The 25,154-nt window shown below is 73.1% G+C and carries 18 protein-coding genes; 17 read left to right on the forward strand and 1 reads right to left on the reverse strand.

All coding sequences use genetic code 11. The features are described 5' to 3' along the window. The first annotated feature begins 11 nt into the window (after positions 1-11). From atpA to ACIP6W_RS08345, 15 genes are all read left to right on the forward strand, one after another. Positions 12-1,640: a F0F1 ATP synthase subunit alpha gene (atpA, locus tag ACIP6W_RS08275; RefSeq protein WP_066654625.1), complete on the forward strand. Its 1,629-nt coding sequence runs from the start codon at positions 12-14 to the stop codon at positions 1,638-1,640. Beyond that, a complete protein-coding gene (locus ACIP6W_RS08280; protein WP_069710758.1) occupies positions 1,641-2,543 on the forward strand; it encodes a F0F1 ATP synthase subunit gamma in 903 nt (300 codons plus the stop codon). It begins immediately after the preceding gene. A gap of 46 nt (positions 2,544-2,589) precedes the next feature. After that, positions 2,590-4,044 (forward strand): F0F1 ATP synthase subunit beta, encoded by a 1,455-nt coding sequence (gene atpD, locus ACIP6W_RS08285; RefSeq protein WP_066654617.1) that lies wholly within the window; start codon positions 2,590-2,592, stop codon positions 4,042-4,044. Between the two features lies 1 nt (position 4,045). After that, a complete protein-coding gene (locus tag ACIP6W_RS08290) occupies positions 4,046-4,309 on the forward strand; it encodes a F0F1 ATP synthase subunit epsilon (protein WP_058729238.1) in 264 nt (87 codons plus the stop codon). Positions 4,310-4,314: 5 nt separating this feature from the next. Beyond that, entirely contained in the window at positions 4,315-5,079 is a 765-nt protein-coding gene (locus tag ACIP6W_RS08295; RefSeq protein ID WP_400429654.1) for a YaaA family protein, read from the forward strand. Between the two features lie 108 nt (positions 5,080-5,187). Beyond that, the gene (locus tag ACIP6W_RS08300) at positions 5,188-5,799 is read left to right on the forward strand and encodes a hypothetical protein (RefSeq protein WP_400429017.1); all 612 of its coding nucleotides are present in this window, start codon (positions 5,188-5,190) and stop codon (positions 5,797-5,799) included. Then, on the forward strand, positions 5,796-6,527 hold the full coding sequence (locus ACIP6W_RS08305; RefSeq protein ID WP_400429019.1) for an FHA domain-containing protein: 732 nt from the start codon (positions 5,796-5,798) through the stop codon (positions 6,525-6,527). Before ACIP6W_RS08300 ends, ACIP6W_RS08305 begins: the two co-directional genes overlap by 4 nt. 52 nt (positions 6,528-6,579) lie before the next feature. Further along, entirely contained in the window at positions 6,580-7,401 is an 822-nt protein-coding gene (locus ACIP6W_RS08310) for a protein phosphatase 2C domain-containing protein (protein WP_251159746.1), read from the forward strand. Positions 7,402-7,553: 152 nt separating this feature from the next. Continuing rightward, the gene (locus ACIP6W_RS08315) at positions 7,554-8,963 is read left to right on the forward strand and encodes a serine/threonine-protein kinase (RefSeq protein WP_251155054.1); all 1,410 of its coding nucleotides are present in this window, start codon (positions 7,554-7,556) and stop codon (positions 8,961-8,963) included. Next, a complete protein-coding gene (locus ACIP6W_RS08320) occupies positions 8,960-14,797 on the forward strand; it encodes an Ig-like domain-containing protein (protein ID WP_400429020.1) in 5,838 nt (1,945 codons plus the stop codon). The genes ACIP6W_RS08315 and ACIP6W_RS08320 overlap by 4 nt, the downstream gene beginning before the upstream one ends. Positions 14,798-14,845: 48 nt before the next feature. Beyond that, positions 14,846-15,817: a MoxR family ATPase gene (locus ACIP6W_RS08325; RefSeq protein ID WP_326496361.1), complete on the forward strand. Its 972-nt coding sequence runs from the start codon at positions 14,846-14,848 to the stop codon at positions 15,815-15,817. Continuing rightward, positions 15,814-17,226 carry a DUF58 domain-containing protein gene (locus ACIP6W_RS08330; protein WP_251159749.1) on the forward strand — a complete coding sequence of 471 codons (1,413 nt, stop codon included), beginning with the start codon at positions 15,814-15,816 and terminating at the stop codon, positions 17,224-17,226. The genes ACIP6W_RS08325 and ACIP6W_RS08330 overlap by 4 nt, the downstream gene beginning before the upstream one ends. Further along, complete coding sequence (locus ACIP6W_RS08335; protein ID WP_400429022.1) at positions 17,223-19,739, forward strand: transglutaminaseTgpA domain-containing protein; 2,517 nt, start codon at positions 17,223-17,225, stop codon at positions 19,737-19,739. Before ACIP6W_RS08330 ends, ACIP6W_RS08335 begins: the two co-directional genes overlap by 4 nt. Further along, positions 19,736-21,634 (forward strand): zinc-ribbon domain-containing protein, encoded by a 1,899-nt coding sequence (locus ACIP6W_RS08340; RefSeq protein WP_400429024.1) that lies wholly within the window; start codon positions 19,736-19,738, stop codon positions 21,632-21,634. Before ACIP6W_RS08335 ends, ACIP6W_RS08340 begins: the two co-directional genes overlap by 4 nt. 109 nt (positions 21,635-21,743) lie before the next feature. Beyond that, the gene (locus tag ACIP6W_RS08345) at positions 21,744-22,610 is read left to right on the forward strand and encodes a hypothetical protein (protein ID WP_400429026.1); all 867 of its coding nucleotides are present in this window, start codon (positions 21,744-21,746) and stop codon (positions 22,608-22,610) included. Between the two features lie 25 nt (positions 22,611-22,635). On the opposite strand, the gene ACIP6W_RS08350 is transcribed toward ACIP6W_RS08345, so the two are convergent. Then, complete coding sequence (locus tag ACIP6W_RS08350; RefSeq protein WP_209682408.1) at positions 22,636-23,628, reverse strand: asparaginase; 993 nt, start codon at positions 23,626-23,628, stop codon at positions 22,636-22,638. A gap of 70 nt (positions 23,629-23,698) precedes the next feature. On the opposite strand from ACIP6W_RS08350, the gene ACIP6W_RS08355 reads away from it, so the two are divergent. Further along, the gene (locus ACIP6W_RS08355; RefSeq protein ID WP_209682411.1) at positions 23,699-24,175 is read left to right on the forward strand and encodes an OsmC family protein; all 477 of its coding nucleotides are present in this window, start codon (positions 23,699-23,701) and stop codon (positions 24,173-24,175) included. Between the two features lie 6 nt (positions 24,176-24,181). Further along, complete coding sequence (locus ACIP6W_RS08360) at positions 24,182-25,153, forward strand: FKBP-type peptidyl-prolyl cis-trans isomerase (protein WP_066654591.1); 972 nt, start codon at positions 24,182-24,184, stop codon at positions 25,151-25,153. Position 25,154 lies beyond the last annotated feature (1 nt).

Raw genomic sequence — 25,154 nt, forward strand, 5'->3', positions numbered from 1 at the left:
AGGAAAATCCCATGGCAGACATCACCATCAGCCCCGATGAGATCCGTGATGCCCTGAAGGACTTCGTCTCGAACTACGAGCCGACGAAGGCCTCCACGGCCGAGGTCGGGCACGTCACCGACGCGGGCGACGGCATCGCGCACGTCGAGGGCCTGCCCGGCGTCATGGCGAACGAGCTCATCCGCTTCGAGGACGGGACCCTCGGTCTCGCGCAGAACCTCGACGAGGACGAGATCGGCGCCATCGTGCTCGGCGAGTTCGGCGGCATCGAGGAGGGCCAGGAGGTCACCCGCACCGGCGAGGTCCTCTCGGCTCCCGTCGGCGACGGCTTCCTCGGTCGCGTGGTCGACCCGCTCGGCAACCCGATCGACGGTCTCGGCGAGATCCAGGCCGAGGGTCGCCGTGCCCTCGAGCTCCAGGCCCCGGGCGTCATGTCCCGCAAGTCCGTCCACGAGCCGCTGCAGACCGGCATCAAGGCCATCGACGCGATGATCCCCGTCGGCCGCGGCCAGCGTCAGCTGATCATCGGCGACCGCCAGACCGGCAAGACGGCCATCGCGATCGACACGATCATCAACCAGAAGGCCAACTGGGAGTCGGGCGACGAGGACAAGCAGGTCCGCTGCATCTACGTCGCCATCGGCCAGAAGGGCTCCACGATCGCCTCCGTCAAGGGTGCGCTCGAGGACGCCGGTGCGATGGAGTACACCACCATCGTCGCCGCCCCGGCCTCCGACCCGGCCGGCTTCAAGTACCTCGCCCCCTACACCGGTTCGGCCATCGGCCAGCACTGGATGTACGGCGGCAAGCACGTCCTGATCATCTTCGACGACCTGTCGAAGCAGGCCGAGGCCTACCGTGCGGTGTCGCTCCTCCTGCGTCGTCCGCCGGGCCGTGAGGCCTACCCGGGTGACGTCTTCTACCTGCACTCCCGCCTGCTGGAGCGTTGCGCGAAGCTGTCCGACGACCTCGGTGCCGGTTCGATGACGGGTCTCCCGATCATCGAGACCAAGGCGAACGACGTCTCGGCCTACATCCCGACCAACGTGATCTCGATCACCGACGGCCAGATCTTCCTGCAGTCGGACCTGTTCAACGCGAACCAGCGTCCGGCCGTCGACGTGGGCATCTCGGTGTCCCGCGTGGGTGGTGACGCCCAGGTCAAGTCGATCAAGAAGGTCTCCGGCACGCTCAAGCTCGAGCTCGCGCAGTACCGCTCGCTCGAGGCGTTCGCGATGTTCGCGTCCGACCTCGACCAGGCGTCGCGTCGCCAGCTGGACCGTGGTGCGCGCCTGACGGAGCTCCTCAAGCAGCCGCAGTACTCGCCGTACCCGGTCGAGGAGCAGGTCGTCTCGATCTGGGCCGGCACGAACGGCAAGCTCGACGAGGTGCCCGTCCCCGACGTGCTCCGCTTCGAGGCCGAGCTGCTCGAGCACCTGCGTCGCAACTCCGACGTCCTGACCACCCTGCGTGAGACGAACCAGCTCAGCGACGAGACCGTCGCCGCGATGGACCGCGAGATCGACGCCTTCACGAAGGGCTTCCAGACGAGCGACGGCAAGACGCTCGGCTCGGAGTCGTTCGACGCGGCCCAGGCCGAGGACGTCGACCAGGAGCAGATCGTCAAGGGTCGTCGCTAGATGGCGGCACAGGTCCGGGTCTACCGCCAGCGCATCAAGTCGGCGAAGACCACGAAGAAGGTCACCCGCGCGATGGAGCTGATCTCGGCGTCGCGGATCCAGAAGGCACAGGCGCGCATGGCCGCGTCCGGTCCGTACTCGCGGGCCGTGACGCGGGCCGTGTCGGCCGTGGCGACGTTCTCGAACGTCGACCACGTGCTGACCACCGAGCCCGAGTCGTCGACCCGCGCAGCCGTGGTGCTGTTCACCTCGGACCGCGGCCTGAACGGCGCGTTCAGCTCGAACGTCCTCAAGCAGGGCGAGGAGCTCGCCTCCCTGCTCCGCAGCGAGGGCAAGGACGTCGTGTTCTACCTCGTCGGTCGCAAGTCGGTCGGGTACTTCGCGTTCCGCGAGCGCCCGTCCGAGCGGCAGTGGATCGGCGGGACGGACCAGCCGGAGTTCTCGACGGCGAAGGAGATCGGCGACGCGGTCGTGTCGAAGTTCCTCCAGGACACGGCGGAGGGCGGCGTGGACGAGATCCACATCGTCTTCAACCGGTTCATCAGCCTCGCGACCCAGGAGCCGCAGGTCGTGCGCCTGCTCCCGCTCGAGGTCGTCGAGGGTGTGGAGGAGCCGTCGAACGGTGAGCCCCTGCCGCTCTACGAGTTCGAGCCCGATGCGGACGCCGTCCTCGACGCGCTGCTCCCGGTCTACATCGAGAGCCGCATCTTCAACGCCATGCTGCAGTCGGCTGCTTCCGAGCACGCCGCCCGGCAGAAGGCCATGAAGTCCGCCAGTGACAACGCCGACTCGCTCATCAGCGAGTTCACCCGTCTCGCGAACAACGCGCGTCAGGCCGAGATCACCCAGCAGATCTCCGAGATCGTCGGCGGCGCCGACGCCCTCTCGTCGAAGAAGAAGTAGTGGTCCGCGAAGCTCGCGGACAGAACCCCTCAGGAAGGCACCAGCCATGACCGACACCGCCACCACCGCGGTCGAGACGTCGTCGGCGCCCGGTGTCGGCCGGATCGCCCGTGTCACGGGTCCCGTCGTCGACATCGAGTTCCCGCACGACGCCATCCCGGAGATGTACAACCTCCTGTACACGACCATCACCATCGGTGACTCGTCGCAGGAGATCGGCCTCGAGGTCGCGCAGCACCTCGGCGACGACCTGATCCGCGCCATCTCGCTGAAGCCGACCGACGGCCTGGTCCGTGGTCAGGAGGTCCGTGACTCGGGCGCCCCGATCTCGGTCCCCGTCGGCGACGTCACCAAGGGCAAGGTCTTCGACGTGCTGGGCAACGTGCTCAACACCGACGAGAAGCTCGAGATCACCGAGCGTTGGCCGATCCACCGCAAGGCGCCGGCCTTCGACCAGCTCGAGTCGAAGACCACCATGTTCGAGACCGGCATCAAGTCGATCGACCTCCTCACGCCGTACGTGCAGGGTGGCAAGATCGGCCTCTTCGGTGGTGCGGGCGTCGGCAAGACGGTCCTCATCCAGGAGATGATCCAGCGCGTCGCGCAGGACCACGGTGGTGTGTCGGTGTTCGCCGGTGTCGGCGAGCGCACCCGTGAGGGCAACGACCTCATCGGCGAGATGGAAGAGGCGGGTGTCTTCGACAAGACCGCCCTCGTGTTCGGCCAGATGGACGAGCCGCCGGGAACGCGTCTGCGCGTGGCCCTGTCGGCGCTGACGATGGCGGAGTACTTCCGCGACGTCCAGAAGCAGGACGTGCTCCTCTTCATCGACAACATCTTCCGCTTCACGCAGGCCGGCTCCGAGGTCTCGACGCTGCTCGGTCGCATGCCGTCCGCGGTGGGCTACCAGCCGAACCTCGCCGACGAGATGGGTGTGCTCCAGGAGCGCATCACCTCGACGCGTGGTCACTCGATCACCTCGCTGCAGGCGATCTACGTGCCGGCCGACGACTACACCGACCCGGCTCCGGCGACCACGTTCGCGCACCTCGACGCCACGACCGAGCTCTCGCGTGAGATCGCGTCGCAGGGTCTGTACCCGGCCATCGACCCGCTGACCTCCACGTCGCGGATCATGGACCCCCGGTACCTGGGTGCCGACCACTACGAGACGGCGACGCGCGTCAAGCAGATCCTGCAGAAGAACAAGGAGCTGCAGGAGATCATCGCGATCCTCGGTGTCGACGAGCTCTCCGAAGAGGACAAGATCACGGTGGAGCGCGCTCGTCGCATCCAGCAGTTCCTCTCGCAGAACACCTACATGGCCAAGAAGTTCACGGGTGTCGAGGGTTCGACGGTCCCGCTCAAGGACACGATCGAGTCCTTCCGCGCGATCGCCGACGGCGAGTTCGACCACGTGGCGACGCAGGCCTTCTTCAACGTCGGTGGCATCAACGACGTCGAAGAGAAGTGGGCGCAGATCCAGAAGGAGAACCGCTGACATGGCGGCACTCACCGTGAGCGTCGTCTCGGCGGACCGTGAGGTCTGGACGGGCGACGCCACCATGGTCGTGGCACGCACGACGGAGGGCCAGATCGGCATCCTCGCGGGGCACGAGCCGCTGCTCGCCACCCTCGCGCAGGGCCAGGTCCGCATCACCCGGGCCGACGGCTCGACGGTGACGGCGGACGCCGAGGACGGCTTCCTGTCGGTCGAGCACGACACGGTCACGATCGTGGCGCGGCAGGCCGCGCTGGCGTCCTGACCGGACTGACCGTCCTCCTCCCGCCGTCCGAGACGAAGCGGGAGGGCGGGGACACGGCACGCACCCTCGACCTGGGTGCGCTGTCCTTCCCGGAACTGGCCGACGAGCGGGCCGCGGTGATCACCGCGGCCCGCTCCGTCAGTTCCGAGGAGTCCACGGCACGGACGGCCCTCAAGCTCGGACCGAAGTCGGTGGCCGAGCGCCTCCGCAACCTCGAGCTCGACACCGCGCCGACACTGCCGGCGGTCGAGCGCTACACGGGCGTGCTCTACGACCCGCTCGACGCCACGGGCGCGGACGACGACACACGTCGCTGGTGGACGGACCACGTGCTGGTCCAGTCCGCGATGTTCGGACCGATCGGTGCCGGCGACCACATCCCGGCGTACCGGCTCTCGCACGACTCGAGGCTCGGTGCGCTCCGGCTCGCGAAGCACTGGCCGGGACCGTCCAGCGACGTGCTCGGCGCTCGGACCGGCGGTCTCGTGCTCGACCTGCGCTCCGAGGGCTACCGGTCGCTCGGACCCCTGGACGACGCGGTCGTCCTGCGGGTGGTCAGTGTCGACGGCGGCGGCGGACGACGTCGGGCGCTCAACCACTGGAACAAGACGGCGAAGGGTCGACTGACCGCGCTGCTCGCACGGACCGGTGCGGACGTCGGCGACCCGGCATCTCTCCTGCGGTGGGCGGGCGAGCACGGCGTCGTGGTGGAGCGGACCGACGACGGCTGGGACCTGGTCGCGGAGAGCCTCGAGCCCGCGCGGGTCTGACGGCGGAGCAGCGCTCGCTCCTGCACAACCGCCCGGACGGCCGCGGCCGTCCACAGACGGGTCGGGGCGCGCCGGTCTGGAGGCGCTCCTCCCGTCACGATCTCGTGCATGACCTCGACGAGACACGGACTCCCACCCACCCTGGTGCGCTACCCGCGCGAGATCGCCGCCGCGGTCACGCTGCGTGCCGCCTGCGTCGCCCTCGTGGCGCCGCCGGCGGCGACCGGTGGAGGCACCGGCGCGGAAGCGCTCGCCCGACCGCAGGCGGTCGCGGTCGCGACGGCGTGCGGCGCCCTCGCGACCCGCTTCGCGCTGGTCGGCTTCCTGGCCGCGCGTGACCGGCCGGACCCCCGGACGGTCGTGCCGTTCGACCCGTTCCACGATCCGACGCCGCCCGCGCTCGGTGGCTCGGGTCCGGAGCCGGACCGCGCGCGACTCCGGCTGGCCGGCGACCGATGTGCCTCGGCATGGCGGACCTGGCGTGCGGACGGAGCCCCGGGCGGCGACGTCGCGGTGGGGGCGGCCGGTGCGCTGGCGCTGGGCGCCTGGTGTGCCTGGGCGCTCGGGTCGTCCGCCCGTGCGGAGGTCCGCGCCCGGCACGCCCTCGACTCCCGACCGGACGACCCGTTCGGGTGGTTGGTCCTGCGCGCGGTCCGGTCCGGCCACGGACCGGCGTGGGGCACCCCCACGGGGTCGACCGGATCGTCTACGGTGGGATGACCATGGTGCGGGAACCGGTGCGCGAGGACGACGACACGGTCATCCGTGCGCGCCCCGGTGCCCGACCGTCGCCGACCGACGCAGGTCGTGACCCGTCCCGCACGGGGAGCGCCGACCTCCGTGCCCTCGGCGCCGCCGCTGCGGCCGCCGACGGTGACCTCGACGACGATCCGTACGGCGACCCCTACGGCGACACGGTCGTCCGGCCCGGGCGCGGTGCGCGACCGGGGGCCGGACCGTCCGACGAGGACACGGTCCTGCGTGCTCGTTCCGGTGGTCCACCGCCGGTGGTGCCGCCCGGAGCGGCAGCACCACGTGCCGAGGACGGGCCGCTCGTCCGTAGGACCCCGTCGGTCCGCGTCGGCGGCCGGGTGGTCCGCCTCGACCGGCCCCTGGTGGTGGGTCGTCGGCCCGCCGCGCCGCGCGTCGTCGTCGACGGCGGGCCGGTCCTGGTGACCGTCCCGTCGCCGAGCGGCCAGGTGTCGTCGTCGCACGTGCTGCTGCACGCCGAGGGCGAGGCCGCCGTCGTCGCGGACCTGCGGTCGACGAACGGGACCGTCGTCCGCCCTCCCGGCGCCGCGCCGTTCCGGATGACGGCGGGTGCATCGATCGTCGTCCTGACGGGTACGCTCGTCGAGATCGGTGACGGCAACGTCATCGAGGTCCTGTCGCCGCACCTCCGGGCCGGACCGGACGACGGCCTCCCACCGTTCCCGCCGGCCCCGTGACGGACCCACCGTCCGGCACGCCCCTCCACTCCCAGAGAGCGACCCTGAAACCGTGACCGAACTCGGCCGAGCTGCCACCGAGCACGCCATCGACGTCCCCGGCGCTGCCGGCACACCCCTGACGCTCTCGTGGGGAGCGGCGACCGACGTCGGTCGCCGTCGCGACCACAACGAGGACAGCTACCTCGTCGGCGCACCCTTCTTCGTGGTCGCCGACGGCATGGGCGGACACCTCGCGGGTGACCGGGCGAGCGACGCGGTCGTCCGACGGCTCGACCAGGTCACCACCGGTGCCTTCACCAGCCGCCAGGACATCCAGCGCGCGCTGCTGCTCGCGACCGCCGACATCGAGCGCGCCGCCGGTGGCAACGCCCTCGGCGCCGGCACGACCGTGACCGGGGTCGCACTCGTCGCGTCCCACGGGCAGCCGGCAGCGCTGGTCTTCAACGTCGGCGACTCCCGCACGTACCGGATCGAGTCCGGCGCGCTCCGTCGGGTGACGATCGACCACTCGGTCGTGCAGGAGATGGTCGACGCCGGGCTGCTCCGGGCCGAGGACGCCGAGCAGCACCCCGACAGCAACGTCATCACGCGGGCAGTCGGCTTCGGCGAGCCCCCGGAGCCCGACTGGTGGACGCTGCCGCTCCGCGCGGGGGACCGTTACATCGTCTGCTCCGACGGCCTCACCAAGGAGCTCGGCGACGTCGGCATCGCCCGGATCGCGGCCCGGGTGCCCGCGGCACAGGCACTGGCGGAACGTCTTGTCGGGGACGCGGTGGTCGCCGGCGGTCGTGACAACGTCACCGTGGTGGTCGTGCAGGTCGACACCGCACCGGAGGACTCCGACGTCGAGGACACCCTGCCGCGCCACTGAGCGTCGCACCCGTACGACCACCCCCGAAGTGGGGGATGGCCGTCCTCCACAGGGACGCCCGCGGCCGCCGGCTGTCGGATCGCCCTTCGTAGAATGGCCTGGCCGCGACGAACGGAAGGGCCGGCCGCGGGCCGGGGAAGGGAACGACGCTGATGGCTCGACGCCTGCCGTCCGACCCGCCGGTGATCGCCGGGTTCACCCCCGTCCACGTCCTCGGCTCCGGGGGCTTCGCCGACGTCTTCCTCTACGAGCAGGACATGCCACGCCGGCAGGTGGCGGTGAAGGTGCTCCTCGACGAGGTCGTGGACGAGCGCGTGCGGCAGATGTTCCAGGCCGAGGCGAACCTGATGGCGCGGCTCAGCACGCACCCCGCGATCCTCACGGTGTTCCAGGCGAGCATCGCGGCCGACGGCCGTCCCTACCTCGTCATGGAGCTGTGCTCGTCGTCGCTCAGCCAGCGCTACCGACGCGAGCCGCTCCCCGTGTCCGAGGTCCTGGCCGTCGGTGTCCGCATCGGCTCCGCGCTCGAGACGGCCCACCGCGAGGGCGTGCTGCACCGAGACGTGAAGCCCTCGAACATCCTGCGCACCGCGTACGGCAGCCCCGTCCTCTCCGACTTCGGCATCGCCGCGACCATCGGCAGCGCCGACCCCGACGAGCCGGTGGGCATGTCCATCCCGTGGTCCGCGCCCGAGGTGCTGGGGGACGAGTCCCGCGGCACCGTCCAGTCCGAGGTCTACTCGCTCGCAGCGACCGTGTACTCGCTGCTCGCGGGGCGCTCTCCGTTCGAGGTCCCGGGCGGCAGGAACTCGGCGGCAGACCTGATGGACCGGATCGACAAGGGCGGCGTGGGGTCGACCGGCCGGACCGACGTGCCCCCGTCGCTCGAACGGCTGCTCGCGACGGCGATGGCCCGTCGTGCGGCTGCTCGTCCCGCCACCGTGATGGAGTTCGTCCGCGGGCTCCAACAGGTCGAGGCGGAGCTCGGGATCCCGCAGACCCCGGCCGACGTGGCGGTCGAGTCGTGGGCGGTGGCCACCCCGTCGTCGGAGGGCGACCGGACCGTCGTGCGGGAACTGCAGGCACCCTCGCGTGTGGCGGCCCGCCGACGGACACGGCGGGCGGTGCAGGGCGGGACGTCGGTCGGCGTCCAGAGCGTCGGCACCGTGCACCGCACCGGGTCGGCGACGATCGCGCGTCGCCGGAAGCGCTCGACCCTCGTGGTCGCCGGGGCGGCCGGTGTCGTCGTGGTCGCGGCCCTCGCCGTGGTGAGCGTCCTGCTCGTGACGCGCGCCGGCACGGGGTCCGTCCCGACGGTGCGCGACGTGACCGCACGCGGGGGAGGCGACTCGGTGTCCTTCAGCTGGGACGATCCCGGGCTCCGTGCCGGGGACACCTACGTCATCACGTCGGCCGGCGCGACGAGCCAGCAGACCGGCACCACCTTCGTCGTGTCCGGGGACCCCGGTACCGAGCAGTGCATCACGGTCGCGGTGAACCGGGACGGCAGGACGGGGGCCGCGAGTCCCGAACAGTGCGGCACGATCGGGAGCGCCGGGTGATCCGGGCGTTCCTCGCCGAGCACCGTTCCGCGGCGGTGACGGCCTGCGCGTCGATCCTCGTCGGCGCCGTCGTCGCGACCGCCGCGGTGGTGTCCACGGGGTACCACACCCAACGGGTCGACCTGGGGGACGGCACCGTCTGGGTGCCGTCGGCGGAGTACGGCGCCGTCGGGCGCGCGAACACCGGCGTGCTCGAGCTCAACACCGCCGTCGACACCCCGAGCGACGACCTCTCGGTCGTGCAGCGCGGCTCCGAGGTGTACAGCGTGGACGGCACGAAGGGCACCGTCGCGAAGGTCGACGTCGCCGACGCCACCGTGGGCGATGCCGTGACGCTGCCGGCGGGCTCGCCGCAGGTCTTCTTCGCGGGGGACACCGCGGTGGTCGGGAACGGCGACACGGGCGAGCTCTGGGCGACCCCGGCGGCCGAGCTGTCCGACTTCGACGCGTCCACGAAGGCCGACCTGAGCCTCGGCGCCGACGCCGTCCTCGACGCCTCCGACGAGCGGGTCGCGGTGTACTCGCCGCGCACCGGCCGCGCCTCCCTCGTCGACGTCGGCACCGAGCTGACCGTCGAGCGGCGGTGGGAGGTCCGGTTCGACCGCAGCCACGAGTTCCAGGTGGCGTCCTTCGGGGACCACGTCGCCGTGCTCGACCGCACCTCGGGGCAGCTCTCGGTCGACGGGGACAGCGTCGACCTCGGCGACCGCGTCGGTGGATCGCCCGCGCTGCAGCGGTCCTCGGACTCCTCGTCCACGGTCCTCGTCGCCGGTACGGCCGGGCTGGTGCGCGTCTCCGCCTCCGGTCAGGTGGACCGGACCGCGCTCCGGGTGTCGGGTCGAGCGGCACGACCGACCGTCGTCGGCTCCTGCACCTACGCCGCGTGGGCGGGCGGACAGGCGATGGACTCGTGTCGGGGCACCGGCCTCCAGCGGCTCGCGCAGACCGCCGACGCCGACGACCTGCAGATCGTGCACAACGGCGACACCGTCGTGGCGAACGACCCGCGCAGTGGGCGGTCGTGGGCCATCGGCCGCAGTGGACAGCTCATCGACAACTGGGCGGACCTGGTCGACCAGGACGACGAGCGGCAGCAGGAACGGGTGTCGGACGACGACCCGCAGGTGGACAAGGAGCAGAAGCCGCCCGTGGCGGTGGACGACGACCTCGGCGCACGACCGGGTCGCACGACCAGCCTGCCGGTGCTCCTCAACGACTACGACCCCAACGGCGACCCACTCGTCATCAGCGAGGTCGGCGACGTCCCCGACGGCCAGGGCAGCGTCGCCGTCGTCGGTGACGGCCAGCGGCTCCAGGTCTCGCTCACGGCGGAGGCCAGCGGCACGCTCTCGTTCCCGTACACGATCACCGACGGCAACGGCGGGTCGGCCAGCGCGACCGTCCGGGTGACCGTCCGCCCCGAGTCCGAGAACGAGCCACCGCGGCAGGTCCGGAGCACCTCGGCGGACGTCGTGCAGAACGGGCACGTCGTCACCGACGTGCTGTCGGACTGGGTCGATCCCGACGGCGACCCGGTCTACCTGGAGTCCGCCTCGGCGGACGGCGACCGCGTCTCCACGACACCGGACGGGCTGCTCGACTTCCGCAACGCGAGCGGTCGCACCGGTGACCGCAGCGTCCAGCTCGTCGTGAGCGACGGCCGCGACCCCGGCCGCGGATCGATGACCGTGCGTGTCGCCGCCCAGGGGAGCGTGCCCCTGCGCGCCGACGCGTTCGCCGTGCAGGGCTACGCGGGCAAGGCGTTCACGGTGACGCCGCTCGACCACGTCCGCGGGGGCAACGGGGCCGTCACGCTCACCAGCGTCTCCTCTTCGAGCGGCCTGACGGTCACCCCGTCCTACGACGCGGGCACGTTCCGCGTCCAGGGGGCCGGAGCGGGGGACCACCAGCTCGAGTACACCGTCACGGACGGCACGAAGACCGCGAGCGGCGTCGTGCGCGTCTCCGTGCTCGCTCCGCCCGACGCCTCGACGCCACCGATCACGACGCCGAAGACGGTGTTCGTGACCACCCTCTCGACGAAGGACACCGACGTCACCGCGACGGACACCGACCCGGCCGGCGGTGTGCTCATGGTCACGGCGCTCGACGGCCCCGGCCGCGGCAGCGGGGTCGAGGCGAGCATCCTCGACCAGCACGTCGTACGGGTCACCCTGACCGCGCCGCTCGACGCACCGGTGACCTTCGCGTACACGGAGTCGAACGGTCTGGCCAGCGCCACCGGGACGATCACCGTCGTCGAGATCCCGCGACCGGACCGCATCCAGCCGCCGGTCGCGCAGTCCGACTCCGCCACGGTGCGGGTCGGCGACGTCGCCGAGATCGACGTGCTGGCGAACGACACCCAGCCGGAGGGCGAGCCGCTGACGCTCGACCCGCAGCTCGTGCAGAACGTGCCCGGTGGCGGCGGGCTGCTCTTCGTGTCCGGCGACCGGCTCCGGTACCTCGCCCCGGACACACCCGGCAACCACACCGCGGTCTACCGCGTCCACGGTCCGGACGGGCAGTACGCGGACGCGTCCGTCTCGATCTCGGTGCGCGAGCGTGACGCCGCGACGAACAACCCGCCGGTGCCGAAGACCGTGACGGCGCGCGCGGTCGCGGGGCAGGCGGTGCGCATCACCGTGCCGTTGAACGGCACCGATCCGGACGGCGACTCGGTGCAGCTCGTGGGGGTCGGCGACAACCCCGAGAAGGGCTCGGTCAGCGACGTCACCGCCGATGCGCTGACCTACGACGCCGGGGACTACTCCGCCGGGACCGACGAGTTCACCTACACGGTGGTCGACGCGCTGGGTGCCCGCGCGACCGGCACGATCCGGGTCGGCATCAGCCCCCGTGCGGAGCAGGCATCGAACCCGGTCGCCCAGGCCGACCACGTCACCATCCGCCCCGGTGGGTCCGTGACCGTGCGCGTGCTGCAGAACGACTCCGACCCGGAGGGCGGGCAGCTGTCCGTCACCGCGGCCGAGCCGACCGCCCCGGGGGTCACCGCCGAGGTGCTCCACCGCAGCCAGGTCCGGGTCACGCCACCGCGTTCGGCGACCGAGGGCGACTTCGCGGTGCTCTACACCGTCACGAACGAGAGCGGCGGTTCCAGCACCGCGTTCCTGACGGTGACGGTCGACCGCGACGCCCCGCCGCTCCGTCCCGAGGTCGAGGACACCACGCTCGACCTGCAGGACATCCTGCGTCGCGAGAGCGTCACCGTCGACGTCCTGCAGAACGTCTTCTTCGCCGAGGGGTCGACCTCCCGCCTCGAGGTCGGGGTGGTCGACGGGTACGGCGACACCGCCCGGGTCACGAGCGACCGTCGGATCGAGATCCGGTTGACGGACGCGTCACAGGTCGTGCCGTTCTCCGTCACCCGGAGCGACCACCCCGACGTCGTCGCCTACGGGTTCGTCCACGTGCCCGGGTTCGACGACGCCCTGCCGCAGGTGGACCGCAGCGTGGGCGCGGTGACCGTGAAGAGCGAGGCCACCGTGCGCATCCCGCTCGACCGCTACGTGGTCACGGCCAACGGACGGACCGCGCAGATCACCGATCGCGGGACCGTCAAGGCGACGCACGCGAACGGGCAGGACCTCGTCGTCGACCGGTCCACGCTGCAGTTCACGTCCTCGAAGCTGTACTACGGCAACGCGTCGATCTCGTTCGAGGTCACCGACGGGTCGAGCGCGAACGGCGGCAAGGGCCGCGTCGCGACGCTCGTGCTCCCGATCAAGGTGACACCCCGGTCGAACCAGCCGCCGGCGTTCACCGGGTCGTCGATCGACCTGCAGCCCGGTGACTCCCGCACCCTCGACCTGACGAAGCTGACGGACTACCCGTACCCGGACGACCTCCGGGAGCTCCGGTACTCGGTGGTCAGCCGCCCGGGCGCCGGCACCACCGCGACCGTGCAGGGCCAGCAGCTCCGGATCTCGGTGGCGGAGGACGCCCGGAAGGACACGACGGCCTCGATCGGCATCGGGGTGTCGGACGACGCGAACGCCGGTCGCGCCGGGGTGGTTCGGGTCGGCATCGTCGGTTCGACCAGACCGCTCGTGCAGCCCGGGGCGGACCGGGCGGTCGTCGAGCGTGGCACGACCGCGACCATCGACGTCCTGTCGAACGACCAGGCGACGAACCCGTTCCCCGACCAGCGGCTGCGGGTCGTCGCCATCCGCGGACTCTCGGGCGGTCTCCCCGCCGGCGTGAGCGTGACGCCCAGTGACGACCGGTCCCGACTCCAGGTCACCGTCGGCGACCGTGCCCAACCCGTCGACGCGCACCTGCAGTACCAGGTCGCCGACGCGACGGACGACCCGTCCCGGTACGTCTGGGGCGACGTGACCATCGCCGTCCAGGACACTCCCGACGCGCCGGGCGCGCCCACCCGGACCGGCACGTTCCAGGGTGGCCAGCTGACGCTGACGTGGGCCACCCCGCAGGCGAACAACGCACCGATCACCGGCTACCGGGTCCAGGGGACGAACGGCGTCGCGAACGACTGCGGCACCGCGACGGTCTGCACCCTGACGGGCATCGACCCGTCCGCGTCGTACCGTTTCTCCGTCGTCGCTCGGAACGCCGTCGGCGACTCGGAGCCCTCGCCGCAGTCCGCGCCGATGAGCGCCGACTTCGTCCCGGCAGCGCCGAAGGGCGTGCGCGTCACGCCGAGCAGCGCGACGCCGGACCAGCTCGACGTCGAGTGGGACCGTGTCGCGACGCCGAACGGCGGATCGTCCGTCTCGAACTACGTCGTGTCCGTCCAGGGGCCGGGACTGTCGGCGACGAAGAACGTCGGGACCGCGACGAGCACCTCCTTCCCGGGCGCGCAGAGCGGCGCCGAGTACACGGTGCGGGTCTCCGCCCGGAACGCCGCCGACCGCGACGGCAGCCCGGTGCAGTGGAACGACGCGTCGGCCACCGGCTCGGCCGTCGGTGCCCCCGGCACGCCGGAGCTGTCGGCCACGGGACAGCCGGACGGATCGACGACCGCGGTCGCCCTCAGCGCGTCCGAGGCCGACTGGGCCGGCGGGACCCCCGGTTGGCGCATCGCGAAGTACGCGGCGTCCACCCCGATCCCGTCCGGGTGCTCGACCGCCGGAGCCGAGAAGGTCTGGAACGGTTCGTCCGCGAACGACCGCATCACGAGTCAGTACCGCTACGTCGCCCTCGCCGACAACGGGCTCTTCTGCACGGCGTCGCAGCCGGCCAGCGTGCAGGGCTACCAGACGCCCGACGCCCCGACGGGCACGGTCGAACCGGCCGGTGGGCCCGACGCCGACGGGGCGGTCGGCCTCCGCGCCACCGCGCAGGCGTCCACGCCCTACCTCTACTACTCGGTGGGCGGCGGTCCCCGCGTGCGCTTCAGCGGGTCGGCGTCGCTCGGGGCGGGGGCGGGCTACGGGCTCGAGACGAGCGTGGTGTTCACCGCGTGCGCGACCGACGGACAGTACTGCGCGTCGAGCGCCCCGGCGACCGCCACCGCGTTCACCACGCGGGCGACCGTGGTCAGCGCGGTCGTCGGGCAGGCGCCGGTGATCAACCCGCCGGACAACAACGGCCGTCTGCTGCCGAAGCCGGATGACTACGAGATCTCGTACTGCACCCTTGCCGTGGTCTGCTCCGACACGAACCCGGCCACGGGCGCGCCGTGGACCACGAGCGACCCGGTTCCCGACGGGTACTCCTCGATCCGGGTCAAGGCCACGGTGCAGGGCCAGCAGGACCCGGTCGGTGCACGCAGCGCCGTCACCACTCCGGACGCCGGCGCGTCCGACCCGCCGTCCGGCACCGACCCGAGTACCTCCTCCGCAGGCTAGGGTCACGACCCGGCAGCGATCCCACCACCAGAACGAGGACCCCACCGCATGAGCATGACCCCCGAGCAGGCCGCCTGGTTCGCCGACGTCGCCGGACGGATCGTGACCAACGTCGAGCAGGTGCTCCTCGGGAAGACGTTCGTCATCCGCCTCGCCGTGACGACCATGCTCAGCGAGGGACACCTGCTCCTCGAGGACGTCCCCGGCACCGGCAAGACGAGCCTCGCCCGTGCGATGGCGCAGAGCGTGCAGGGGTCGACCAACCGGATCCAGTTCACCCCGGACCTGCTGCCCGGCGACATCACCGGCATCAGCGTCTACGACCAGCGCACGCAGGAGTTCGACTTCCACCGCGGGCCGGTGTTCGCCAACGTCGTCCTCGCCGACGAGATCAACCGGGCCAGCCCGAAGACGCAGTCCGCGCTGCTCGAGGCGATGGAGGAGTCGACGGTGACCGTCGACGGTGCGAACCACCGCCTGGCTGCCCCGTTCATGGTCATCGCCACGCAGAACCCGATCGAGCAGGCCGGCACGTACCGCCTGCCCGAGGCCCAGCTGGACCGGTTCCTCGTGCGCACCTCGATCGGTTACCCGGACCACGCCGCCACCGTGCGGATCCTCGAGACGTCGTCGGCGCCGTCCGCCTCGGTGCCGCTGCCGAGCGTCGTCCCCGCAGCGACCGTGACCGAGATGGCCGCACTCGCCCGTACGGTCCACGTCGACCCGACGATCGCCGACTACGTGGCACGCCTGGTCGACGCGACCCGCGCCGCGAGCGAGGTCCGACTCGGCGTCAGCGTCCGCGGTGCCATGGGGCTGATCCGTGCCGCACGCGTGTACGCCGCCGTGCAGGGCCGCCACTACGTCACGCCGGACGACGTCAAGGCCCTGGCCGTCCCGGTGCTGGCACACCGCCTGGTGCTCGACGCCGAGGCGGAGTTCGACGGGGTCAGCGCCACCAGCGTCGTGGCGCAGCTCCTCGTCGAGACCCCGCCGCCCGCCGACCGAGCGGCGTCGTGACCGACCGCCGTCCCGGCAGCACCAGGACGCGACGCGGCAGCACGAGGTCCCGTCGCGGCTCCGTCGCCGCCGAGCGGACGACGACGGTCGCCGGGCTCACGAACGTGCGCACCCGACTCGTCGGTGACCGCGAGGGCGTCGCCGCCGACGCCGTCGTCGGGATCGCGAAGGCGTGGGCGACGGCCTGGAGGACCGTGCGGCGTCTGTGGGGCGAGGTCGCCGCGGTGGTCACCGGCCTGGGCTGGACGGTCGCCGTCGTCACGGTCGTCGCCTTCGCCGTGGGGTACCGCTTCGGTCTGCGCGAGGTCGTCGTGGTGGGCTTCGCCGGGGCGCTGCTCGCCGTCGTGGCCGCCGTCGCCCTCGTCGGGCGGACCCGGCTCGTGGTCCGGATGCGCCTGCCGCAGCACCGTGTGGCGGTCGGCGACGACGCCGGCGTCGTGGTCACCGCGGAGAACCCGGCCCGGTTGCCGTCGGTCCCGACCACGGTGGAGCTGCCGGTCGGGGACGGACTCGTGGACGTCGCCGTGCCGACCGTCGCCCCGGGTGGCGTGTTCGAGGAACAGGTACCCGTGCCGACGGTCCGACGCGGGGTGCTCGACGTCGGACCGGTCACCGGCGTCCGGGCTGACCCGGTGGGGCTGGTGCGGCGCGAGGTCGTGTGGACCGCCCGCGAACAGGTCATCGTCCACCCGCGGACGATCGCGATCCCGTCGACGAGCACGGGACTCGTCCGCGACCTCGAGGGGCAGGCCACGACCGACCTCTCCCCGGCGGACATCGCCTTCCACGCCGTCCGCGAGTACGTCCCGGGCGACGACCCGCGCACCGTCCACTGGAAGTCGACCGCGAAGTCCGGCGCGCTCATGGTGCGGCAGTTCGAGGACACCCGACGCTCGCACCTGGTCGTCGCCCTCGCGAGCCGTCGGGCCGAGTTCGCGGACGACGACGAGTTCGAGCTGGCGGTGAGCGCCGCCGCGTCACTCGGGGCTCGTGCGGTCCGCGACGGACGGGACGTCTCGGTCGTGGTGTCCGAGCGCACGTCGGAGTACGCGAAGCGGCCGTCCTACGCGGTGCACCGGCTCGCCACCGTCACGCCGACCCGTCTGCTCGACGAGTTCGCGACCGTCGGGCTGTCCGACGCGTGCCTGCCCGTCGCGGAGGTCGCCCGGATCGTCGGGAACGACACGGCCGGCATCTCCGTCGCGTTCCTGGTCGTCGGGTCGACGGTCGGGCTCCCCGCGCTCCGGCTCGCCGCCACGCGCCTCCCCGTCGGGGTCGAGGTCGTCGCCGTCACCTGCGAACCGGAGGCCCAGCCCCGGGTGCTCCGGGTGGCAGGGCTCACCGTCCTGACCATCGGCTACCTCGAGGACCTCCGCCAGGCGTTGCACCGGACGGCGGCCGCCGCGTGAGTGCCGCACCCCCGCTCGACCGCCCGACCAGGGGCCGCCGCGCCACGCGCCGAGCGGCTCGCCGGCGCGCCCCGGTCCGCTCGGTCAGCGGCACCCTGGTCGTCTGGCTCCTGCTCGCCGTGGCGAGCACCGCCTGGTGGCCGGTCCACCGGGACGGGTCGATGGTGACCGCCGGCGTCACCGCCGTGGTCGCGGGCACCGCGGTCGCGCTGGCGGGTGCACTGGGTCGGCTGCCGGCGGCGGTCGTCGGTGTCCTCACCGTGGGCGTCTTCACCGTGACCGGGGTGCCCGCCGCGGTCCCGGGGGAGTCGGCGGGGCTGCTGCCGACCGGACCCGGACTCGTCGACCTCTTCGCCGGCGTCGCGCTCGACTGGAAGCGGCTGGTCACCGTCAGCCTGCCGGTCGGGTCCTACGAGTCGCTGCTCGTCCCGTACTTCGTGACGACCCTCGTCGCCACGGTGACGGCCGTGACCGTGGCGGTCCGTGCCTCCCGGCCGGAGACCGCGAGCATCCCGGCGCTCGTCCTCTTCGCGGCGGGCGTCGTGGTCGGTCCGAGCCGTCTGGACCTGTCGGTCGCGACCGCCGTCGGCCTCGGCGGGATCGCGCTCGTGTGGGCGCTCACGGTCCGGCACGCGCGCCGGGCCGTCGCCGTGGCGACGACCGTCGGCGCCCGTGTGCCGGTGTGGCGGTCCGTCGCGCGTCCGGCGCTCGTCGGCACCGGGACGGTCCTGGCCGCTGCGGTCGTCGCGACCGGTCTCGGGTCGGTCGCCCCGCCGACGGTCGGCCGGAGCGTCGCGCGCACCGACGTCGTGCGACCGTTCGACCCGCGGGACGAGGTGAGCCCGCTCAGCGCGTTCCGGTCGTACGAGGAACCAGGTGCTGCCGACGCACCGCAGCTGCGCGTCACCGGGCTGCCGCAGGGCGGGTTCGTGCGCATCGCGACCCTCGACACGTACGACGGTGTCGTCTTCCGTGTGGGTGGCGACGACGGGTCCTCGGCCTCCGGCACCTTCGAACGGGTCCCCACGACCGTGGACGTGGGCGACCTGCGCGGCAGCGACGTGCGCGTCGGGGTGGACGTCGCCGCCTACCGTGGCGTGTGGTTGCCCACCGTGGGCGACCTGGAGTCGGTGACGTTCCGCGGGGCCGACGCCGAGCAGGATCGCCGGTCCTTCTTCTACGACCGCGCGACGTCGACCGGTGCGGTGGTCGGCGGGGTGGGGACGGACACGCGCTACGACCTCGAGGCCGTGCTGCCCGACCAGCCGGACGACGAGCAGCTCGCGTCGGCGCGTCCCGGGACCGCCGACGTGCCGTCGCCGACCGGGGTGCCGGACGCGGTGCGGGAGCGGGTCGAGTCGACGACCGCGGACGCACGGACGCCCGGCGAGGAGCTCGTCGCGGCCGTCCGGTGGCTCACCAGCACCGGGTACGTCAGCCACGGCGTCGGCGACGACCGGGCCAGCCGGTCCGGGCACGGCGCTGACCGGATCCAGGAGCTCCTCACCGCGCCGGTCATGATCGGGGACCAGGAGCAGTACGCGGTCGCCGCCGCGCTGATGGCCCGGCAGATCGGGTTCCCGTCGCGGGTGGTGATGGGGTTCACCCCGGGCGGGGACGTCCGGAGGTCCTCGTCGGAACCGGGTTCGGCGGCAGCCGGTCCGTCGGGCGGGGCCACGACCCTGCGCGGGTCGGACGTGACCGCGCGGGTCGAGGTGGACACCGCGCAGTGGGGGTGGGTCACCCTCGACCCGAACCCCGTCCTCCGCGAGATCCCGGACGAGCAGGACCAGACGCCGCAACCCGTCACGCGCCCGGAGACCGTCGTCCCACCGCCGCCCGTCGAGCAGCAGGACCAGGACCAGCAGGCCCCGCCGCAGAGCGACCGCGAGACACCGCCCGTCCCGCCGCTGTGGCTGCAGGTGCTGCTCGCAGCCCTGCCGTGGGTGCTCGCGACCCTCGGGTTCCTCGCGCTCGTCCTCCTGCCCTTCGCGGTGGTGCTGCTGCGCAAACGGCTGCGCCGACGTCGACGACGCCGCGCCCCGACACCGCGTGCCCGGGTCACCGGAGCCTGGGAGGAGTACCGGGACGCGCTGGTCGACCGCGGGCACGAGGTGCCGGGCGCAGCGACGCGGCGCGAGGTGGTCGCCGGCGCGCCCGGGCGCGGCGGGGCCGGACTCGCCGCGCTGGCGGACCGCAGCGTGTTCGGACCCGGGGCGGTCGACGCGGCGACCGCGGACCGGATGTGGTCAGCGACGGACGAGGCCATCGCGAGCCTGGCCGATGACCGCACGCGGCGCCAGCGCTGGCGGGCGGCCGTGTCGCTGCGGTCCCTCCGCTCCGCCGGGTGGTGGGGTCGACGCCGTCCGGCGACCCGGCGGAGGCCGAGCGGTGCGGTGCGTCCGTCCGGCACCGATCGCCACGACCAGGGGCGTCCCGGGGCCGGTGACTACGATGGGCCGGAGGCCGGCGAGCGTCGTGGACGGCCGAGTGAGGACAGAGGCGAACCGTGATCAGATGCGAACACTGCGGCTCGATGCTGCCCGACGGGGCGATCTTCTGCGGTGAGTGCGGGCGGTCGGTGAACGTCTCGGCGAACCGTCGGCCCGCGCCGGCTGCGCCCGTCGACGACACCCCGCCGCCACCACTCCGGCAACCCGACCGGCACGGCCGCCGTCCCGATCCCGCCGCCGAGGCCTGGCTGCCCGAGGCGACGCTCGACCCCGCGACCCGTGCGTGGCTCATCGGCGAGGACCGGCAGCGCTCCGGCGCGACCGGGGACGCTCGCCCCACCGCACCGTCCGCTCCTGTGGTCCCGGCCGTTCCCGCAGCTCAGGCTGACGATCCGTCGTGGCTGCGCCCCGAAGGCGTCGACCCGGGTCGGTCGGACCGCGTCGGGGACGACCGGTGGACGCACGAGCAGCACCGCACGGACGAGCGGTCCGGGGCGTCGGAGCCGGAGCCGGAGCCGCCCCTCGATCCCGACGCGTACCCGTCGTCCCCGACGGGGTCCTCCGCCGACGACGAGGCCGACACCGAACGAACCCGTCTCGCGCCGGCCCCGGGGGACCAGTCCGGCTCCGGGACGCCGTCCCCCGTGCCCGAGGCACCGTCCGCTGCGCCCGAGGCGCCGCCGACGGCCCCGGTGTGGGCGCCGCCCGTCGCACAGCAGCCGACGGCAGCTCCGTCGCGACCGTCGTGGTGGGTGGGCCGCGGAGGCGCGGCAGCCGAGCCGCCGGTCGAGGACCAGGTCGAGGACCCGTCCGCCGACGAACGTCCCCGTGCCGGCGACACCGCCGTCGTGGAGCCACTGGTCGACCGTCGTCCGGCACCGACGCCCCTGATCGCTCCGGGGAACGGTCCGGCCACCTGCCCGGTGTGCGGCCACGCCCTCGAACCCGATGACATCTTCTGCGCGGAGTGCGGCGCCGTCCGTCCGACCGTGACGGCTGCCTTCACCGGGCCCGTCGTGCCGCTGCCCCTGGCGCGGCCGGACTGGGCGGCCGACGACGAGATCCGTGTGGACCACGAGCCCTCGGACCCCGGTTCCGCGGACGGCGGCGCCGAGCGGGGCTCCACGGACCACGCGTCGCAAGCGGATGTCCCCGAGGACGCCGGTTCCGGCACCGAGCACCGCGACGGCGCGGCGTCCGACGCCGGACAGCACGATGCCGGACAGCCCGACGCCGGACAGCCCGACGCCGGACAGCCCGACGCTGGACGTCCCGACGCCGAGCGGCCCGACGCGGACCAGGCGCACGAGGACCGGTCGGACGAGCCCGCTGCGGGGCCGGGCCGCCACCTCGCCGACGACGAGGGGGCCGCGCCCGGCGGGCACCGGAGCGCACACGACGGAGGACCGGTCCCGCCTGCTCCCGCTTCGCCGACCCTGCCGTCCTCGGCGCAGGGCGCCGGCGGTCCCGACCTGCCGCCGGTCCCGCGTGCCGCGCCGCTGCCCCCGATCCCGGGGGCGACCGGCCCGGTCCTCCCGCCCGTCGGGTCCACGACGGTGCCGTCGAGCGGCGACCTCGACCCCGACGAGGACGTCGAGGAGACGCGGATCGTCGTCAAGACCACCTCGGACGCGCCGTTCGTGCTGCACTTCAGCACCGGGGAGCGCACGGCGGTGCACGGTACGGGCCTGCTGGGCCGGCTGCCTCGACCGCAGCCGGGCGAGCGGTTCGACGACCTGCTCACGGTGCACGACCCCGGCAAGTCGGTGTCCAAGACGCACCTCGAGCTCGGGCGTGACGGCGACGACCTCTGGGTGTCCGACCGGCACTCGGGCAACGGCACGGTGATCCGGCACATCGACGGGAGCATCCGCCGCTGTGAAGCCGGGCGTCGCTACCGCGTGGAGCGCGGTGCACGGGTCGACATCGGGGAGCAGTTCTTCCTCGTGCAGTAGCCCTGACCGCCAGCCGGCCGTTCCTCCACAGGGCAGCGACCGCGACCCGATCTCCACCAGCAGCCCCGTGCGCCCGAACCCGGACGCGCGGGGCTGTCAGTCTCGGTCCGTGTCCCCGCTCGTCGCCCGCTGCTGCCTGGTCGGTCCGGCCGTGGTGCTGCTGCTCGTCGGGGTCGTCGGCGACCTCCCGGTGGTCGCCAGGACGGTGCTGCTCGTCGCCGCAGCGAGTTGCGCGGTGCTCGACGCCCTGACGGTCCGGGGCACCGGTGCCGATCCTCCGCCCGCGGTCGTCGTGACCATGCCGACGGATGCCGTCTCCGGACCAGCAGTCGCCGGACCAGCAGTCTCCGGACCAGCAGTCGCCGGACCAGCAGTCGCCGCACCAGCAGTGTGCGGAGACGACGCGCTGAGCGACGCCGTCGGGGCGTCGTCGTGGACCCCGGACCCGCACGCTTCCGGCGTCGGCGTCGGCGGCGCCGTCGTCGAGGGGCTGGTGCTCGGACGAGGACCCGACGGTCGAGCCGAGCGGATCCGCGCCGACCCCGGGTCGCCGTCCCACGTCGTCGTCGTCGGCACCGGGGCGTTCGCGCGGGCGGTGTTCGATGCGCTCGGCGCCCAGCTCGCCGCGTCCGCCATCGACGGGACAGCCGGTGCGGCGGGGAGCGCGGACGCCGGCGTGCGGATCGTCTCCGATGCGGGTCCGCAGTCCGGAGCGCCGCCCGGCGTGCGTCCGACACCGACGGGGACCGCGGTCGCCGTGCGCCACGACGGTCTCGGCAGGGTGCAGGCGACCGTGGTGCTCGTCCCCGGCGTCCACCTGCTCCCGCGTCGACGGGACCGCGTCATCGAGGTCACGCGGCACGGGTGCCGGCTGTGGAACGACGGCGACGGCGACGGGGACGGCGTGGCGCCGTCCTTCGAGCCCGTGCTCCCGCTGCTGGCCGGGGATCCCGTCGACGAGCTCGTCGCAGGGTGACCGTGCCGTGTCGGGCAGCCGGCGGTCAGCGCAGTCCGGCCCCCGCGCGCACGGCACCGACCGGCACGCCGCCACCGAGCACCTGCTCGCCGGTGGCGGCCAGCACGTCGGCGACGCCCGCGGCGTCCACCATGCCGTTCCGCTCGAGCAGCGTGAGCGCCGCGAGCGTCCCGGCACGCTGCGACCCGTCGAGCGTCTTGACCGCGACCGCCGCTCCACCGGGGAGCCCCATCACCATCACGCCCTCGGCACCGAACTTCGCGAGCACCCGGAGTCGTTCGATCGTCACCGTGTTCGCCCGACCCACACCGTCGATCGCCCACGGGTGGTCGAGCACGGCGTCCACGAGTGCCGCGGTGTCCGAGTCCGAACGGGCGACGACACCCGCGAACCCACGGGCGAGCCCCTGCAGGGTGAGCGGGAACACGGGCGCGCCGCAGCCGTCCGTGCCGACGACGTCGACGGTCTCGCCGGTGTACGCCTCCACGGTCTCCCGGACCCGCTGCTGCAGCGGGTGCGCCACGTCGAGGTAGGTCGCCTCGTCCCAGCCGTTCACCCGGCACGCGGCGAGCATCCCGGCGTGCTTGCCCGAGCAGTTCATCGCCAGGCGCCGCGGGCCGTCCATGGTGCGGGCGGTGGCCCGGTCGAACGGCAGGTCGGGCGGGCAGCCCAGGTCGGACTCGACGTGGTCGAAGGACTCGAGCATGTGCAGCGCGAGGGCCTGGTGCGCAGCGGTGCCGGCGTGACTCGCCGTCGTGAGCACGAGCTCGTCGTCGCTGAAGACCGCGCCGGCGCGACGGACGGCGAGGGCCTGGAAGGGCTTCATCGTGGAGCGGGGGTACACGCTCGCCGTCACGTCGCCGACGGCGTCGAGCACGGTCCCGTCGGCCGCGACGACGACGCCGGCACCGACGTGCCGGCTCTCGTCGAAGCCGTTCCGGTCCAGCACCGCGAGCTCGACGGAGCCCTCGGCGGTGAGAGGATGGCGGTCTGTGCGGACGTCGTGGCTCACCGTCATGCCGTCATCGTAGCGAGGGGCCGGCAGGCGCCACGTCCAGCACCCAGCAGCACGCCCGAAGGAGCGCACCGTGACCGACCACACGTACGAGGTCTCCGTCCGCTGGACGGGTGACCGCGGCACCGGGACGAGCGGTTACCGCGACTACGGCCGCGACCACGACGTCACGGCGCCGGGCAAGCACGCCATCGCCGGCTCGGCGGACCCCGCGTTCCGCGGCGACCGCGACCGGTGGAACCCCGAGGAGATGCTGCTCGGCGCCCTCGCCCAGTGCCACATGATGAGCTACCTGTACGTCGCCGTGCAGCGGGGCTTCACCGTGGTCGGCTACGAGGACACGGCGACGGCCTCGCTCGACGTGCACCGCGACGGCACCGGCGAGGTCACCGAGGTGACCCTGCGCCCCGTCGTCACCGTGCTCGAGGCCGACCGCGTCGCGGACGCCGAGGCAGCCCACGCCGAGGCGAACCGCCTGTGCTTCATCGCGCGCTCGGTGGCGTTCCCCGTCCACCACACGCCCGCCACCAAGGTGCGTGCGGCAGGATAGGGCCTCGTGAAGCGTCTCCGCCTGCTCCCGATCGCCATCGTCCCAGCCGTCGTGCTCGGACTCGCCGCCTGCTCCGGGAACGGCTCGGGTGACGCCTCGGCCTCGCCCAGCGCGTCCGCCAGCGCCACGGCGACGCCCATCTCGTCGTGCCCGGAGTCGGGCTCGGCGTCGAAGCGCATCGCGGTCACCGGCGCGGTCGCCGGGTCGGAGGCGCCGAAGGTCACCTTCGACAAGGGCCTCAGCGCGGAGACCCCGCAGGCCACCACGGTGGTGCAGGGCTCGGGCAAGGCGCTCAAGAGCGGCGAGTTCGCCCAGGTGTCGTACGCCGTCTACAAGGCCTCGGACGCCTCGAAGCTCGGCGCGGTCGGGTTCGACCAGGGGAACCCGCAGGTGCTCTCCGTCGGCGGGACCGGCTTCGGCGCGCTGCTCGCCTGCACGAAGGTCGGGGACCGCGTCGCGGTGGTCGGTGAGTCGTCGGCGCTCGGCTTCAACACCGGCGGCGAGATCGTCGTCGTGGCGGACGTCGTCGCGCAGACCCCGACGAAGGCGACGGGCACGCCGCAGACGCAGGACCCGTCGCTGCCCACGGTCGAGGACAAGGCGAGCGGCGAGCCGGAGATCACGATCCCGTCCGGTGCGACGGCCCCGTCGAAGACCGAGGTCGAGGTCCTCAAGCAGGGCGACGGCGCGACGATCGAGAACGGTGACACCGCGCTCGTGCAGTACAAGGGCGTGACCCTGGCGGACGGCAAGGAGTTCGACTCCTCGTGGTCGAAGGGTGCTCCGACCACCTTCACCGTCTCCGAGGGCTCGCTCATCAAGGGCTTCGTCACCGGGCTCGTCGGGCAGAAGGTCGGGTCCCAGGTCCTCATCGTGACCACGCCCGAGGACGCCTACGGCTCGAACCCGCCCGAGGGCTCGGGCATCCCGAAGGACGCTTCCCTCGTCTTCGTCGTCGACGTCCTCGCCAAGGGCTGAC

Source organism: Curtobacterium sp. NPDC088465 (genome assembly GCF_044753165.1).
GTDB lineage: Bacteria > Actinomycetota > Actinomycetes > Actinomycetales > Microbacteriaceae > Curtobacterium.

Bases quoted from the DNA above. Each gene is read 5' to 3' on its own strand.
- ACIP6W_RS08300 (WP_400429017.1), top strand. From the start codon at position 5,188: ATGACCTCGACGAGACACGGACTCCCACCCACCCTGGTGCGCTACCCG.
- ACIP6W_RS08290 (WP_058729238.1), top strand. From the start codon at position 4,046: ATGGCGGCACTCACCGTGAGCGTCGTCTCGGCGGACCGTGAGGTCTGG.
- ACIP6W_RS08305 (WP_400429019.1), top strand. From the start codon at position 5,796: ATGACCATGGTGCGGGAACCGGTGCGCGAGGACGACGACACGGTCATC.
- ACIP6W_RS08350 (WP_209682408.1), bottom strand. From the start codon at position 23,628: ATGACGGTGAGCCACGACGTCCGCACAGACCGCCATCCTCTCACCGCC.
- ACIP6W_RS08325 (WP_326496361.1), top strand. From the start codon at position 14,846: ATGAGCATGACCCCCGAGCAGGCCGCCTGGTTCGCCGACGTCGCCGGA.
- ACIP6W_RS08280 (WP_069710758.1), top strand. From the start codon at position 1,641: ATGGCGGCACAGGTCCGGGTCTACCGCCAGCGCATCAAGTCGGCGAAG.
- atpA (WP_066654625.1), top strand. From the start codon at position 12: ATGGCAGACATCACCATCAGCCCCGATGAGATCCGTGATGCCCTGAAG.
- ACIP6W_RS08315 (WP_251155054.1), top strand. From the start codon at position 7,554: ATGGCTCGACGCCTGCCGTCCGACCCGCCGGTGATCGCCGGGTTCACC.
- atpD (WP_066654617.1), top strand. From the start codon at position 2,590: ATGACCGACACCGCCACCACCGCGGTCGAGACGTCGTCGGCGCCCGGT.